16 protein-coding genes are annotated in these 14281 nt (G+C 44.4%); 3 read left to right on the forward strand and 13 right to left on the reverse strand.

Annotated features, from left to right (window positions below; all coding sequences use genetic code 11):
* Nucleotides 1–6: 6 nt before the first annotated feature.
* From P5674_RS03455 to cobG, 6 genes are all read right to left on the reverse strand, one after another.
* Complete coding sequence (locus tag P5674_RS03455; protein WP_062945778.1) at nt 7–216, reverse strand: hypothetical protein; 210 nt, start codon at nt 214–216, stop codon at nt 7–9.
* The gene (locus tag P5674_RS03460; protein WP_315669795.1) at nt 213–377 is read right to left on the reverse strand and encodes a hypothetical protein; all 165 of its coding nucleotides are present in this window, start codon (nt 375–377) and stop codon (nt 213–215) included. The genes P5674_RS03455 and P5674_RS03460 overlap by 4 nt, the downstream gene beginning before the upstream one ends.
* A gap of 178 nt (nt 378–555) precedes the next feature.
* Entirely contained in the window at nt 556–1971 is a 1416-nt protein-coding gene (cobJ, locus tag P5674_RS03465) for a precorrin-3B C(17)-methyltransferase (RefSeq protein WP_014275619.1), read from the reverse strand.
* 31 nt (nt 1972–2002) lie between these two features.
* On the reverse strand, nt 2003–2707 hold the full coding sequence (cobI, locus tag P5674_RS03470) for a precorrin-2 C(20)-methyltransferase (RefSeq protein ID WP_062945780.1): 705 nt from the start codon (nt 2705–2707) through the stop codon (nt 2003–2005).
* Complete coding sequence (locus P5674_RS03475; RefSeq protein WP_014275621.1) at nt 2704–3333, reverse strand: precorrin-8X methylmutase; 630 nt, start codon at nt 3331–3333, stop codon at nt 2704–2706. Before P5674_RS03475 ends, cobI begins: the two co-directional genes overlap by 4 nt.
* 25 nt (nt 3334–3358) lie before the next feature.
* Nucleotides 3359–4807 carry a precorrin-3B synthase gene (cobG, locus tag P5674_RS03480; RefSeq protein WP_014275622.1) on the reverse strand — a complete coding sequence of 483 codons (1449 nt, stop codon included), beginning with the start codon at nt 4805–4807 and terminating at the stop codon, nt 3359–3361.
* A 216-nt stretch (nt 4808–5023) separates the two neighbouring features.
* On the opposite strand from cobG, the gene P5674_RS03485 reads away from it, so the two are divergent.
* The gene (locus P5674_RS03485; protein WP_014275623.1) at nt 5024–6250 is read left to right on the forward strand and encodes a bifunctional cobalt-precorrin-7 (C(5))-methyltransferase/cobalt-precorrin-6B (C(15))-methyltransferase; all 1227 of its coding nucleotides are present in this window, start codon (nt 5024–5026) and stop codon (nt 6248–6250) included.
* Nucleotides 6251–6262: 12 nt separating this feature from the next.
* On the opposite strand, the gene P5674_RS03490 is transcribed toward P5674_RS03485, so the two are convergent.
* Both P5674_RS03490 and hemL read right to left on the reverse strand, forming a co-directional pair.
* Nucleotides 6263–7018 (reverse strand): cobalt-precorrin-6A reductase, encoded by a 756-nt coding sequence (locus P5674_RS03490; protein WP_014275624.1) that lies wholly within the window; start codon nt 7016–7018, stop codon nt 6263–6265.
* Between the two features lie 117 nt (nt 7019–7135).
* Nucleotides 7136–8434, reverse strand: a complete 1299-nt coding sequence (hemL, locus tag P5674_RS03495; RefSeq protein WP_062945781.1) for a glutamate-1-semialdehyde 2,1-aminomutase — start codon at nt 8432–8434, stop codon at nt 7136–7138.
* 97 nt (nt 8435–8531) lie between these two features.
* Here hemL and hisE point away from each other — a divergent pair, with 97 nt between their 5' ends.
* Both hisE and P5674_RS03505 read left to right on the forward strand, forming a co-directional pair.
* The gene (hisE, locus tag P5674_RS03500) at nt 8532–9134 is read left to right on the forward strand and encodes a phosphoribosyl-ATP diphosphatase (protein ID WP_082824562.1); all 603 of its coding nucleotides are present in this window, start codon (nt 8532–8534) and stop codon (nt 9132–9134) included.
* The gene (locus P5674_RS03505; protein ID WP_006619508.1) at nt 9131–9391 is read left to right on the forward strand and encodes a hypothetical protein; all 261 of its coding nucleotides are present in this window, start codon (nt 9131–9133) and stop codon (nt 9389–9391) included. Before hisE ends, P5674_RS03505 begins: the two co-directional genes overlap by 4 nt.
* A 21-nt stretch (nt 9392–9412) precedes the next feature.
* Here the strand turns inward: P5674_RS03505 and P5674_RS03510 are convergent, their stop codons facing one another.
* The 5 genes from P5674_RS03510 to P5674_RS03530 form a co-directional block, all read right to left on the reverse strand.
* The gene (locus P5674_RS03510) at nt 9413–9829 is read right to left on the reverse strand and encodes a response regulator (protein WP_014275627.1); all 417 of its coding nucleotides are present in this window, start codon (nt 9827–9829) and stop codon (nt 9413–9415) included.
* Nucleotides 9830–10059: 230 nt separating this feature from the next.
* Nucleotides 10060–10905, reverse strand: coding sequence for a transglutaminase family protein (locus P5674_RS03515; protein WP_014275628.1), 846 nt, complete (start codon nt 10903–10905; stop codon nt 10060–10062).
* 112 nt (nt 10906–11017) lie between these two features.
* Entirely contained in the window at nt 11018–11998 is a 981-nt protein-coding gene (locus P5674_RS03520; RefSeq protein ID WP_006619505.1) for an alpha-E domain-containing protein, read from the reverse strand.
* A gap of 56 nt (nt 11999–12054) precedes the next feature.
* Nucleotides 12055–13488 (reverse strand): circularly permuted type 2 ATP-grasp protein, encoded by a 1434-nt coding sequence (locus P5674_RS03525; protein ID WP_006619504.1) that lies wholly within the window; start codon nt 13486–13488, stop codon nt 12055–12057.
* Between the two features lie 143 nt (nt 13489–13631).
* Entirely contained in the window at nt 13632–14186 is a 555-nt protein-coding gene (locus P5674_RS03530) for a hypothetical protein (protein WP_014275629.1), read from the reverse strand.
* Between the last annotated feature and the right edge of the window lie 95 nt (nt 14187–14281).

The following is a 14281-nucleotide window of genomic DNA, read 5'->3' on the forward strand; positions in this document are numbered from 1 at the left end:
GTCGGACTACGAGGGTATAAATAAACCCGCCCCCACCCAGTGATTAATTAATAATGGATAATTGTAGGGGCGGGTTCTGCTGTTAATTATGTCAAACCACCAGGGTATAAATAAACCCGCCCTATCTGGGGTTCTGCTGTTAATTAAATCAAACCACCAGGGTATAAATAAACCCGCCCCCACCCGGTGATTAATTAATAATGGATAATTAATCATGGATAATTGTAGGGGCGGGTTCTGCTGTTAATTAAATCAAACCACCAGGGTATAAATAAACCCGCCCTATCTGGGGTTCTGCTGTTAATTAAATCAAACCACCAGGGTATAAATAAACCCGCCCCCACCCGGTGATTAATTAATAATGGATAATTAATCATGGATAATTGTAGGGGCGGGTTCTGCTGTTAATTAAATCAAACCACCAGGGTATAAATAAACCCGCCCTATCTGGGGTTCTGCTGTTAATTATGTCAAACCACCAGGGTATAAATAAACCCGCCCTATATGGGGTTCTGCTGTTAATTATGTCGGACTACGAGGGTATAAATAAACCGGCTATTTGGGGAAAGGTGGATAATGGCGTGGTGTGTAAATCCACTGCTGGTTTTGGCTTTGGTTAATGATGCGAGTTTGGCTATTGCCAATTAAAATTATGGTTCGCATATCGGCATCTTTAATGGTTAATTGTTCCAGTATTTTGACGGTGACGGTTTCTCCTTTTCTGCCTAAATTGCGGGCTAATATAATGGGAGTTTGGGGAGACCTCCACTTTAATAATATCTGTTTTGCTTGGTCAAGTTGCCAGGTTCTTTTTTGAGAAACAGGGTTATAAAATGCCATGGCTAAATCGGCTTGGGCGGCTAATTCAATGCGGTTGATAATGACATCCCAGGGTTTGAGAATATCTGATAGTGAAATGACGCAGAAATCGTGTCCTAATGGTGCGCCAACTCTGGCGGCGGCGGCTTGCATGGCGGAAATACCTGGACAGACCTGGATAGCGATCGCCTCCCATTCTGGTTTGGCTTTGGTTTCTAATACTTCAAATACCGCTGAAGCCATGGCGTAAATTCCTGGATCGCCCGAAGAAATTAACACCACTGAACGCCCTTGAGCAGCTAAATCTAAGGCGGTCTCCGCCCTATTTAATTCTACCCTATTATCAGATTCATGGCGGATAATTTCGGGTTTTCTTAAAAATTCAACTAGGTCTAAATAAGTTTTATAACCCACCCAATCACTGGCATTTTCTAAGACCTCACGCACTTGGGGGGAGAGCCAATCAAGGCTTCCGGGTCCCGTGCCAATTATGGCTAATTTACCAGTGATTTCGGGTGAACTATCTAACTGATAAATTAAGCGATCGCCCCTAGTTTCAAAAGTATCTATATCTGGTTTATCTACAATTTCAATGGTCAATTTTCCCTGTTCAGAAAAGGGCAATTTACTATTTTCTAACCAGGGTGCATTCCCCAGCAATTTAACTTGTTCTCCCGCCAACAAATCGGAAATAAAGGTTTTGGCATCATCAGGATTAATCAATTTATAACCCTTGGGGGGAGATAATAAAGCTGTTTTAAATCGAAGTTCTCCCGTTGTGGTAATAGCCGGAGAAACCTGCAAGAATTGGGCAATTTTACGCGCCAAATCATTAACCCCTTGTAAACCTCCTAAAAGTGGCACCACAGCGCTACCATCTTCAGCCACAGCTAAAACCGGAGGTTCCTGCCATTTATTGATTAATAATGGTGCGACAGTGCGAATTAAAATCCCCGCCGCACAAACCCCAATAATGGGGGTTCCCGTTTGGAAAAGTTCCCGCACCGTATCCCCAAAATTATCATAGGTTAAATCAGCCGACTGGGTGCGTTTGGGGGAACCGTAGATAATCCCATGACCTAGGGCTTTTTGAATTTTCTTAGCCACATCAAGACTATTTTCGGTTAAAATAATAATGGCTGGTTGGTTCATAACTTAGGGATAATTCAGGGTTAATTATGGGTTATTGGGGCAGATTTTGACTAGGTACTAAAATTAAGGACCAGTAGGTAACTGAGTTATGGTCAACTTCTGTAATGGGGATAATTGCCTGATTTTTCCAAGTAGCGCGTTCAATATATAAAGCCCTTTGTAGTAGTCCTAAATCTTGCAATATTTGATAAACTTTGGCAAAATGCCGACCTAATTTCATAATGGCGGCTGCATCAGCTACGGAGAGGCGATCGCGTAATATATCCGCCTCTAATGTAGCCGGAAGAATCGTAAAGACATCATTGCGATAAGTTATCGGTACTCCCAACATAGCAGCACTTGCCATCACTGAAGAAATCCCCGGTATAACCTCAATTGCAAACCGCCCAGATAAGCGATTAAAAATGTACATAAACGTACCATAAAGCATCGGATCTCCCAGGCACAAAACCGCCACATCTCTGCCCTCGCTAAGATGTTCGGCAATTTTTTCCGCCCCCATATCATAATAAGGCTGTGACGATCGCTGCACACTAAAGGGTAGGGGGATAGGAATTTCAATCTGATCAGGGGAGATAAAATCGGCAACGATCGCCCTTGCTAAAACCTTGCCATTTTCCAAACTGGGATAAGCAATCACCGGGACAGTTGTTAAAATCCGATGTGCTTTTAAAGTTAGTAATTCCGGATCTCCCGGACCAATTCCCAACCCATAAAGTCGCCCTAATTTAGTCATAATTCATTTTCCTTTGCTAAAGCATTTACTGCCGCCGCTGCGATCGCACTACCACCGCGCCGCCCATGCAGTGTCATAAATGGAATTCCACGGCTATTAGATGCCAATTCAAGTTTCGACTCTGCCGCCCCGACAAAGCCGACCGGAAACCCTAAAATCAGTGCAGGTTTCACTAAACCATCATCCAACATTTCTAGCAGGTGAAAGAGGGCAGTCGGTGCATTACCAATTGCTACCACCGCCCCTTGTAAATTATCCCCCCATAACTCCAATGCCGCCGCCGACCGAGTATTATTAATCTGGCGGGCGATATCAGGAACATCTGGATGATTTAGGGTGCAAATAATCGGGTTATTTTTAGGCAAGCGTTTTTTGGTAATTCCCCTAGCCACCATCATAGCATCACAAAAGATAGGTTTTCCCTCCTGTAGTGCCTCCCGTCCAGCTTTAACCGCATCTTCTGAGGCGTTTAAATCTCCGACAATATCCGTCATTCCGCAGGCATGAATTAGCCTAACTGCCACATGGGATAAATCATCTGATAAGCCTTTAAAGTCCGTTTCATCCCGAATTATTCCAAAGGATTTTTGATAAATTTGGTTACCGTCGCGAAGGTAGTCTATCATCAGCAAATTTCTAGGTAATTAGTTATTAATTAAATCCAGGATTTTGGCGCAAAAACTCAGCCAAAAATTCGGGTATTTCGGTAAACACTCCCTCAAAAATTTTGTGTTTTAAGGATTGTTGACTATCCCCGATATAAACTTGGTAACCTTCCATAGTTTCGCCATTTTGATTAATTGTATGCCCTAAAAGGGTAATTTCTGCGGGACTAGGTTGAGCGCAAAATTTAGGGCAGCCGGTTACATGAATATTAATAGGAGTATCTAAATTTAATCGCTGGTGGAGATATTCTGCTAATTGGGCGGCGTGAGTTTGAGTGTCGGTAAGTGATGCGGCACAGCCAGGCTTACCACCACAAGCAGCGATCGCCACTTGATTTGACTCAATTTCCGCGAAGCCTAATAAGGATAGTTTCGGCAATAATTGGCTAATTTTATGATGGGGAATATTTGGCATTATAATTGTTTGCCAAGGGGTTAATCTTAACTCGGCATTACCAAAGGTTTCGGAAAGTTCGACTAATCCTAACCATTGTTGTGCATTAATTTGTCCTAGGTGTAATGATATCCCAATATAACACAATTCGGCGTTTTTTTGGGGATAAATTCCCAAATGATGATAGGGTTTGCTAGGGGTAGGTTCAGCGGATAATATCGGCAAGGGCTGGGTTAGTTGGCTGTTGACTTGCTGGATATATGTATCTAATCCTAGATTGTCAATTAGCTGTTTCATCCGAGGCTTTTTCCCGGTATCTAAGGGATTTTTTCGGACATACTCCCCATAGACATTAATAAGGGTAGCGACTACGGATAAACATTGTTCTGGCTTGATGACAAGTTGAGTATTATATAGCTTTTTATCTCCGGCGATCGCCAACTGAAAATTAATGCCATTATCCCCACCATTTACCGAGATAGTATTAAGTTGAATCTCATTATATCGATGTTCCCAAGCCACCGGAGAACGCATACCAATTCCCACTGTTCCCCCTCCATCAACTCCGATGCTAAACTTAGGACTAAGTTCGCCAATTAACGGGTGATTTTGAATCAGATCATCCAAGGCTTTAATCAGGGGACGAGTATCAACTAACTCCTGACTATCAATTCCCGCCGTCGGACTACCCATAACATTGCGTAGGTGGTCTATGGAGGGATTTTGAGAGGCTAAATCTAATTGTTGCAGCGTCTCAAAAACTGCTAGACTTGGCGCTTTTTGCACTCCCCGAATTTGTAAATTAGCGCGATTAGTTACTTGTAGCTTCCCTCCCCACTCCCTTAATAAATGACCCAAAAATTTACCCTGTTTACTATTAATCAATCCTCCCGGAGTCCGCAGGCGGATTAAAAAACCATCCTGGGCTTTGGTTCCATAAAATAGACCCGGACAAACATTTGCTTTAACTAACCAATTCATGGTGATTTGTTTCTCCATGCGACGCAGAGAGTGAGCCGCAAAATTAGCTGATTTTGACAACTCATCAATAATTTGTAGTTGGCATTCTGACTCAGAAAATAGCAGATAGTTAAGGGTTAAATTCCCGGATAAATAAGACTATTTACCCGATGAAATCACCCATTTTTTGCTCTGATATTGTATTACAGTTGCGGCACAGTGTCGGAATCTCACCGAACTTTCCCAACTACAAACCCAAATACTATATCATGAATACTGGTATTTTAACTAGAAATCATGGTGAGCAGGGATTTTTCCCATAAATGGTTATCAATTGTAGGAATTGGGGAAGATGGGTTAGAAGGGTTAAGCGCCACGGCGCGATCGCTTTTATCTATGGCTTCAGTAGTTGTCGGTGGTCAACGTCATTTAGGAATGTTACCCCCGGAGGATAACCGAGAAAAACTCCTCTGGACTTCTCCTATTGATGAGTCGATCGCAGAAATTATCCGCCGCCGTGGTCAACCCGTCTGTGTTTTAGCCAGTGGCGATCCGATGTGGTATGGTATTGGCGTTACCCTTACCCGTCACCTTCCCATTGAGGAAATTACTATCATTCCTTCTACTTCCACATTTAGCCTAATGTGTAGTCGTTTGGGTTGGTCTTTAACCCATGTGGAAACCCTGAGTTTATGTGGTCGTCCTGTAGCTTTATTAAATGGCGTAATTTATGGGGGTGCGCGTCTATTAATTTTAAGTGCAAATAGTCGCACTCCCGCCGCCGTGGCTGAACTCCTAACACATCAAGGATTTGGTGATAGTTTAATCGTCGTTTTGGAACATTTGGGAGGCAAAAAAGAGCGACAAATTTCCGGTTTCGCTTCCTCTTGGGATGTTGACGAAGTGGCTGATTTAAATGCGATCGCCGTGGAGTGTATTAGTTCTAATCCGGTTAACTTTTCCCCTCGTTTATCAGGACTTCCTGACAGCGCCTATGACCACGACGGACAGTTAACTAAACAGGAAGTGCGAGCGATTACCCTCAGCCGATTATCTCCCCTACCGGGACAACTTTTATGGGATGTCGGTGCAGGTTGTGGGTCCATTGGTATCGAGTGGATGAGAAGCGATCGCCGTTGTCAAAGTATAGCCATAGAAAAGCATCCCAGGCGCTTACAATATATTGCTGATAATGCCACAGCTTTAGGAACGCCTCACCTGAAAATTATAGCAGGAAAAGCACCGGAATTATTAATTAATTTACCTTCCCCGGATGCCATTTTTATTGGTGGTGGTATTACTACCCCAGGTCTGTTAGAAACCTGTTGGGAAAAATTGCGATCGGGAGGTCGTCTAGTGGCTAATACCGTCACAGTAGAGAGTGAGTTAATTCTGTTAAAATGGCATCATCAATTAGGGGGAGAACTTACCAGAATTGGCATTGAAAGAACCGCAGCCATTGGCAGTTTTTTAGGCTGGAAACCCTTAGCTACTGTCACTCAATGGTCAGTGATTAAACCATAACTAAAATCCCCTTTATTGTTTCTGTAACCAAGCGATCGCCGACTCAATATCAGCCACTGTTTCCCCCATGGGAACCGGAGGACGTTGCACCATAACCACAGGTAATTTTAACTCTCGCGCCGCCACAATTTTCGCGTAGGTAGAATCACCGCCACTATTTTTACTAACAATTGCACCCAGTTGATATTCCCGCAAAATTGAGAGTTCATCTACCACCGAAAAAGGCCCCCGTTGTAACAATAATTCCCCCCTAGGTATAGGTAAATTAGGCTGAGGGGGGTCAATCATCCGCATGAAAAACCAGATATTTTTAACTTCAGCATAGGCGGAAAGTTCCTGACGACCAATAGTTAAAAATACCCGTTCAGCTAACCCTGGTAAAACCATAGTAGCCTGTGAGTGACTATCCACCTCAACCCAGTTATCGCCGGGGACTTTTTCCCAAGCCGGACGGACAACCATTAACCGTTTAATTCCACATTCATTAGCTGCTATAGCCGCGTGGTCAGAAATTTGGGCAGCAAAGGGGTGGGTAACATCAATTAAAATATCAATTTTTTGTTGTTTTAAGTAGTCGATTAAACCCTGAACACCGCCAAAACCGCCTATCCGAAAAGCCGCCGGATTTGTCGGGGTAACTGGCTGTTGAGTGCGACCCGCAAAAGAAGCGATCGCCTCTATATTCGCCATAGTTTTCACCCGATTATATAGGGCTGTCGCTTCCGCAGTTCCTCCCACAATCAATAATTTTTTACAGTGATTAATCATCCCCATCAACAGGTTAACATTAGCCCCACAAACCCCAGCCAAAACCAGGTTTTATATGAGACCTTCAGAGTTCACCAAAAATCCCATACAAACCCAGCTATTGACTGGCAGAATTATCTACAGACCAGATAAAACTTCTCGCGCCGCCGCCAGAGTTTGATCAATATCTTCCTCAGTATGCACAAAAGAAGTAAAACCGGCTTCAAATTGGGAAGGAGCCAAATAAATACCCCGTTCTAACATACCTCGATGGAAGCGGCCAAACTTAGCCAAATCCGACTTTTTAGCATGATCATAATTATGAACAGGTCCCTCCGTAAAAAAGAACCCAAACATCGCGCTAATTTGCCCACCACAAGCCGCATGACCTGTTTCTTTAGCAATTTCCAATAAGCCATTACTCAGCTTTTTGGTAATTTGGTCGAGATATTCATAAGTCCCCGGCTTTTGCAATAGTTCCAGAGTCTTAATTCCCGCCGTCATGGCTAGGGGATTTCCCGATAGAGTTCCAGCCTGGTACATGGGACCTGCTGGGGCGACCATAGCCATAATATCCTGACGACCGCCATAGGCTCCCACAGGTAAGCCACCACCGATAATTTTACCCAAAGTGGTTAAATCTGGGGTGACACCAAATTTTTCTTGAGCCCCACCGTAGGCGATGCGGAAGCCAGTCATCACCTCATCAAATACCAGTAAAGCGCCATTGTCCTCGGTCAGCATCCGCAAACCTTCCAGGAAACCCGCATCAGGAGGAATAAAGCCAGAGTTGCCTACAACGGCTTCTAGGATGATACCTGCGATTTGACCGGGATTTTCCGAAAATAGTTTTTTGACGGCTTCTAGGTCATTGTAGGGGGCGGTGAGAGTGTTTACAGTCACGTTTTTAGGTACACCGGGAGAATCGGGTAAGCCGAGAGTCGCCACACCCGATCCGGCTTTGACTAGGAACATATCCGCGTGGCCGTGGTAGCAGCCCTCAAATTTGATGATTTTTTCGCGACCCGTAAAGGCTCGCATTAGCCGCAGTACGGACATACAGGCTTCCGTGCCCGAGTTAACAAATCTGACCATTTCGATGCTGGGAACGGCATCGATCACCATTTCTGCTAAAACGTTTTCTAGGGCACAGGGTGCGCCAAAACTGGTCCCTTTTTCGAGAGCCTCGTGGAGGGCGGCGATTACTTCTGGGTGAGCATGACCGCAAATAGCTGGCCCCCAAGTGCCAACATAGTCAATATATTGGTTCCCGTCAACGTCCCAAACATATGCTCCTTTGACGCGATCGAAAACTATGGGTTGACCGCCAACGGATTTAAATGCACGCACTGGGGAGCTAACCCCCCCTGGCATGATTTTTTGGGCGGCGCTGAAGATTTCTTCAGATTTGGTTGTTTGTAATGGGGTGCTTACCACTTTAATCTCCTTATGGTTAGATGTTCGGATGCTTTAGTGCCAAATTTGCCAACGGTGAGGACACAAAATGATATTCTAAACAGTAGTGGTGTTTTTTATGACATTTATTGGAGTTATGGCAGCCGGGAAACCCCCAGAATTAGGGAATCTGATTGATATTGATAAAATTCGTTACGATGATCAGGGCCTGGTAGCGATCGCCATTCAGGATATCTTAAATGGTGGCATTTTGGCTTTGGGGTCAATGAACCGAGAGGCGCTACAGAAAACCCTGGTGACTCAACAACTGTGGTGGGTTCAACAGTCACAGATTCAACTTTGGCATCCTGATATTATGCCCGAGTCCATTCGCTATGACCATCAGGGCAATTTTCTGGTGGCTGGGGTGGCTCATTCTCCCTCCCAGTTAAATGGCTCTGCTGGGCATACTTTGGCGGGTTTGTTTCAGGTAATTTGCGATCGCCGAGATCATCCTAATTCCCAGTCCTATACCTGTAAGTTATTTGCGGGGGGAGATAATAAGATTCTCAAGAAAATTGGGGAAGAGGCGGCGGAAGTAGTTATGGCTTGTAAGGATGATGAGCCGCAGGCGATCGCCTCAGAAGTAGCCGATTTATTTTATCATTCCCTCGTGGCTCTGGCTTATCATCAGGTGGATTTACGAAACGTTTATGAACAGTTAGAAGCACGTCGTCAATGAGTAAATTAACTCCGATTTCCTTAACGGTTCATTATATCAATGGGGAGTCCTACCAGTTTGAGTTTATGCCTCATCAAACCTTGCAGGGCAGCCCTATTAATCCTCTGCAACAGATTTTGGGTTCCCATGAAATTATTATAGAGCTAGAGGATCGTTTGTTAGTAATTCCTATGGAAAATATACAGGCGATCGAGATTTCTCCACCCCCTAGTATTTTACCTGATACCGCTATTCGTCATGCTGAACAGGTAGATTAATGACGTATTTTAAAACCTCTATTATTGTTCATTTTCGGCTAGGACATCCCCCGCAATTGTGGCTTTAATTTGGTTAATAAAGGCTTGATGATCGATAATGGGTTTGGGGATGTAACCATCAGCGCCACTTTGGGCCAGGAAATATTCGCGATCGCTTTCATCCCCTTGGGCTGTCACTAAAATCACTGGCAAACTAGCAGTTTCGGGATTAGCTTTTAGCATTTGGGTATTAATACCATCAATGGGTTGACCCTCATAATAACTATTGTTGAGATAAATATCCATCAAAATCAGATCAGCTTGTTTAGAAGTTGCCATATTGATCACAGTTTCCACATCCTCAGTATGACAGGCAAGCATCCCACCTTTACGGGTGATAATTCTTTGAAAGATCTGCCAATTAATCGGATTATCTTCAACTACTAAAATAGTTTTCATATTTTCACCCTCATTTGCAGAATTATAGTGAGTCAACATACAGGCTATATGATCAGGATATTCTGTTACACTGATTCTGTCGATCTGAATAAGCTCAGGATTTTCAGGTGATGACTATGGTATCTGATGCCCATTGAGAGGCGAAAAGGATGGAAAAGTTCGGGATAATTAAATTCCTTACCTAGTATAGCAGTGGTATCGGTTGTTGATGTGACTGCTAAAATACTTAATCAACAGAGTTTTTCAATGGATAAATCATATTTCATGTGAGAAGATGCCCCTCGCCCCCGAAAACTGCCGTTGATGGGACTAGCATATTCAGGAATGGCACTAGAAACCAGGGCGATATTGCGATCGCTTATAGCTAAATTTTGGGTGGGGTCATAACCGCGCCATCCTCCCCCCGGAAGATAAACCTCAGCCCAGGCGTGAAGATGGCGATCGCTATTATTGAGATCCCCTTCCTGATAGCCACTAACAAACCGAGTCGCCAAACCCATCGCCCGACAAGCCTCCATAAATAAAACCGTCAGATCTCGACAGGAACCCGCTTGCTGTCTCCAAGTAATTCCGGGGGGGAAAGCCGCCCCAGTTTCCCGAATAGTATAGCGACAAGTTCGATAAATCCGTTGATTTAAATCACTTAAAAACGTGAGAACTTCCCCCCGGGAACCATGCCAAATTTCCTGGGCTAATTGCACCGCCGCCGGGTCAACTCTCCCTTCTATATAAGGCTGTAAATGTCTTAAAATCGGTGCCGGATAATCGGCGATCGGCAATCTCATCGCCCAAGGTTCCAGCAAATAGTTAAAGGGGTTATTACAATAGGTTTCCACTTGGGAACTGACTTTAATCTTTAATTCTTTCGTAGGTTCATCAAACCACAATTTCAGGACATCATTACCATTGAGGTCAACAATTGCCGAAATTCCTTTCGGTTCGGGAACCACATCAATAGCAAAATTCTGTAGAGTCTGAAAGGCATCAGAACGGGGTCGTAAGCGGACGATATGGGGGGTTAATTCCACATACTTAGTATAGGTGTATATGGTGGTATGAACAATCTTATAAATCATCACTGTGTCAGGGGTATTTCAATTAGGAACAGGGCTGACGAGGTACAGCCCCACCCCACCCCCCAGTTAGTGGGAATAGGTGGGGAAGGAGAGAGGCATAATTATATCACTGTCAACTTACTTGACTTTGACTAGCTGTTTCCGGCATAGGTTCCAGGGCAAAAAATGTTTCAAACGTTTTCTCTTGAATCATATTAATCCGGGTTTGCAAATTATCGAGAAATTCATGTAATCCCCGATTCATAATCTCATCAATCATGATATAGTCCAACTCCGATCGCAAACGTCCCAACTCCAGGTCTACGGGATTTTTCCAAGTTCCCGGCCTAGTTCCGGTAATATGTTGAAGCGATCGCTCTGCCTGTAATATGCAATACTGAATCGAGCGAGGAAATTCCCGATCCAAAATCAGAAATTCTACCACACCAAAAGGGGTAATCCGGTGTTGTCGGCGTTTACGATACATCTCATAAGCACTAGCAGATTTCAGCAAAGCGATCCACTGAATTTCATCCAATGTAGTGCCCACATCCTCCACAGAAGGCAGCAAAATGAAATATTTAACATCCAGAATCCGAGAAGTTTTATCAGCCCTTTCTAGCATTCTTCCCATCCTTCCAAAATGCCAGCCCTCATTATGAGTCATAGTCGCATCCATAACCCCAACAAATAAATGGGCTTGCTGCTTCACCTGATTAAAAAACTCCGGCAAATAATAGGAGCTATCCCCCATAGCAGCATCTCGCACCATCATATAAAACTCATTGACCTGTTCCCACATTTCCGAGGAAATAATTTCCCGGACAGATCGCGCATTTTGTCGCGCCAACCGCAGACAAGATAAAATCGAGTTAGGATACTGATTATCAAAAGTCAGGAATTGAATCACATTTTCAGCGGTCGCCTCTCCGTAGCGTTCCTTAAACAGTTCTAAATCCCCAGTAGTTAACACCAAAGGTCGCCATTGTTGCTTCATTCCCGAAGGAGAGTCCAACAACAAATTTTGGTTAACATCAACAAATCGGGCAATATTTTCAGCCCTTTCTATATAGCAATTCAGCCAATAGATAGAATCAGCAACACGACTGAGCATAGTTTTTTCGACTCAAAATGTAACGACAATTGTGGCTAACAAAGTTACCGCCAAGATTAGAATAAAACCCAAGTATCCTTACTGCCGCCCCCTTGGGAAGAGTTCACCACCAAAGAACCTTTTTTCATAGCCACGCGGGTCAAGCCGCCTGGATGAACATAAACCCCTTGAGGACCGTAAAGGATATAGGGTCGTAAATCGACATGACATCCCTCAAAGCTATCGCCTAGCAGGGTAGGAACGCGGGATAAAGAAAGGGTAGGTTGAGCGATATAATTGCGGGGGTTCGCCTTAATGCGTCCAGCAAACTCTAGTCGTTCTTCTTCTGTGGCTTGAGTCCCAACTAGCATCCCATAGCCACCAGCTTCGTTAGCGGCTTTAACGACTAATTTATCAAGGTTAGCCACCACATATTCAAGTTGCTGAGGTTCCCAACACAAGTAAGTAGGAACATTAGCCAAAATCTGATCTTCTCCCAAATAGTAACGAATCATCTGGGGGACATAGGAATAAATTACCTTATCATCAGCCACACCCGTACCCAAAGCATTAGCCAGGGCGACGCGACCACTGCGATAGACCTCGGTGATACCAGGAACTCCTAAAAGTGATTCAGGGTTAAAGGCTAGGGGGTCAATAAAAGTATCATCAATGCGGCGGTAAATGACATCAACCCGCTGTAAACCTTTTGTGGTTCGCATTTGCACATAACCATCTGCTATGACCAAATCCCGTCCTTCCACCAATTCTACTCCCATTTGTTGGGCGAGGAAAGAATGTTCAAAATAGGCAGAATTATAAATCCCCGGAGTTAAAACTACCACGGTCGGGTCATCTATGTGGGAAGGGGCTAAATTCAGCAGAGTATCTAGGAGATGACTGGGATATTCATCAACGGGTTGAATGCCTAGGGTAGCGAAGATTTGCGGAAAAGTGCTTTTCATTACCCGTCGGTTTTCCAGAACATAGGAAACCCCAGAGGGACAGCGTAGGTTATCTTCTAAAACATACCATTGACCATCGCGATCGCGTACTAAATCCGTCCCCGTGATATGACACCAAATATTTTTAGGGGCTTCAATTCCCATACAGGGTTTAAGAAAGCCTTTAGATGAGTTAATCAAATCTTCAGGAATCACACCATCTTTGACTATTTTCTGATCACTGTAAATGTCAGATATAAACAAATTGAGAGCCTGAATTCTCTGGATTAGTCCTCGTTCTAAATACGCCCATTCCTGCGCGGAAACAATACGAGGAATCATATCAAAGGGCAAAATCCTCTCGGTCCCCTCACTATCGCTATAAACGTTAAACGTTGCCCCTAGTTTCATCATGGCGGTTTTCGCCGCCTGTTGTCGCATCCTAATTTCTTCTGGAGACAGGGAATTAAGCCGATCTATTAAAAGTTTGCCTTCGGGTCTCGGTTCCCCTGGAGAGGCAAATAGTTCATCGTAGAAATCACCTGGATCGTAAGAATCAAATAGCACAAATTGTAGCCCCAACTGCTCTAACACCTCTGATGATAAGGGGCTGAGTCCGTCCGGGAACTGTAGTTAATGATACCAACTGGTTAACCCCAAGTTAGTGGTGTTTTTTGTCGGATCCAATTATACCATACAACGGGTCACACTTACAGGACAATTTCCTGGCCTCTATTGGTAAAGTGGACTTGTTGGATTTGCCAAACCGGGTTGCTAGTGAGGGTTTGGCGTAAACTACCGAAGAGGGCTAGTTGTTCACAGGATGACAGGGAGGTAAACACCCTGGGGCTGTTGCTGGGAACTCGAAAATCTATGGTGATGGTATGCTGATGGCGGATAATTCGATACCCCAAGGAAAAGTCGGCGGATTCGTAGTTGTCTAAAACCTGCCTTACTGCCAATTCTAGGGACTGTTCCGCCGGAAGTGTAGTCCTACGCGGTACTAGGTTTTGACAGGCGCTGTCGGCTTGATAAAGGGTGACTGGGATGGTATTTGCTGGGGGGGCGGTGGGTTCCTTCAGGGGAGGCGGCACCGGAGAGGTTTCTGGTTTGCTGATGGTGGTTTCGCCGCTAGTTTGGGGGTCGGGTTGGTTGATGGGGGTTTCGGAACTTTCGTCAATGGGGACATTACTACTACAGCTTGTCAAGATGACAATCATCACGGTAGTCAAAACAGGGGGTAACAAATGTTGGATACTAATCATGGCTGGTACATGGGTTAACTTCGATAGTTAATAATTCAAGGCTAAAAGGCTTGACTCCGAATGGTAGTAGTCACCTGTCCCCGTTATCCGGCGCT

The organism is Limnospira sp. PMC 289.06, assembly GCF_032350395.1.
In the GTDB taxonomy this organism is placed as follows: Bacteria; Cyanobacteriota; Cyanobacteriia; order Cyanobacteriales; family Microcoleaceae; genus Limnospira; species Limnospira platensis.

Bases quoted from the DNA above. Each gene is read 5' to 3' on its own strand.
- P5674_RS03515 (WP_014275628.1), bottom strand. From the start codon at position 10,905: ATGATTTATAAGATTGTTCATACCACCATATACACCTATACTAAGTAT.
- P5674_RS03475 (WP_014275621.1), bottom strand. From the start codon at position 3,333: ATGATAGACTACCTTCGCGACGGTAACCAAATTTATCAAAAATCCTTT.
- P5674_RS03455 (WP_062945778.1), bottom strand. From the start codon at position 216: ATGATTAATTATCCATTATTAATTAATCACCGGGTGGGGGCGGGTTTA.
- P5674_RS03520 (WP_006619505.1), bottom strand. From the start codon at position 11,998: ATGCTCAGTCGTGTTGCTGATTCTATCTATTGGCTGAATTGCTATATA.
- P5674_RS03485 (WP_014275623.1), top strand. From the start codon at position 5,024: ATGGTGAGCAGGGATTTTTCCCATAAATGGTTATCAATTGTAGGAATT.
- P5674_RS03490 (WP_014275624.1), bottom strand. From the start codon at position 7,018: ATGATTAATCACTGTAAAAAATTATTGATTGTGGGAGGAACTGCGGAA.
- P5674_RS03460 (WP_315669795.1), bottom strand. From the start codon at position 377: ATGATTAATTATCCATTATTAATTAATCACCGGGTGGGGGCGGGTTTA.
- cobI (WP_062945780.1), bottom strand. From the start codon at position 2,707: ATGACTAAATTAGGGCGACTTTATGGGTTGGGAATTGGTCCGGGAGAT.
- hisE (WP_082824562.1), top strand. From the start codon at position 8,532: ATGACATTTATTGGAGTTATGGCAGCCGGGAAACCCCCAGAATTAGGG.
- cobJ (WP_014275619.1), bottom strand. From the start codon at position 1,971: ATGAACCAACCAGCCATTATTATTTTAACCGAAAATAGTCTTGATGTG.
- P5674_RS03510 (WP_014275627.1), bottom strand. From the start codon at position 9,829: ATGAAAACTATTTTAGTAGTTGAAGATAATCCGATTAATTGGCAGATC.
- P5674_RS03505 (WP_006619508.1), top strand. From the start codon at position 9,131: ATGAGTAAATTAACTCCGATTTCCTTAACGGTTCATTATATCAATGGG.
- P5674_RS03530 (WP_014275629.1), bottom strand. From the start codon at position 14,186: ATGATTAGTATCCAACATTTGTTACCCCCTGTTTTGACTACCGTGATG.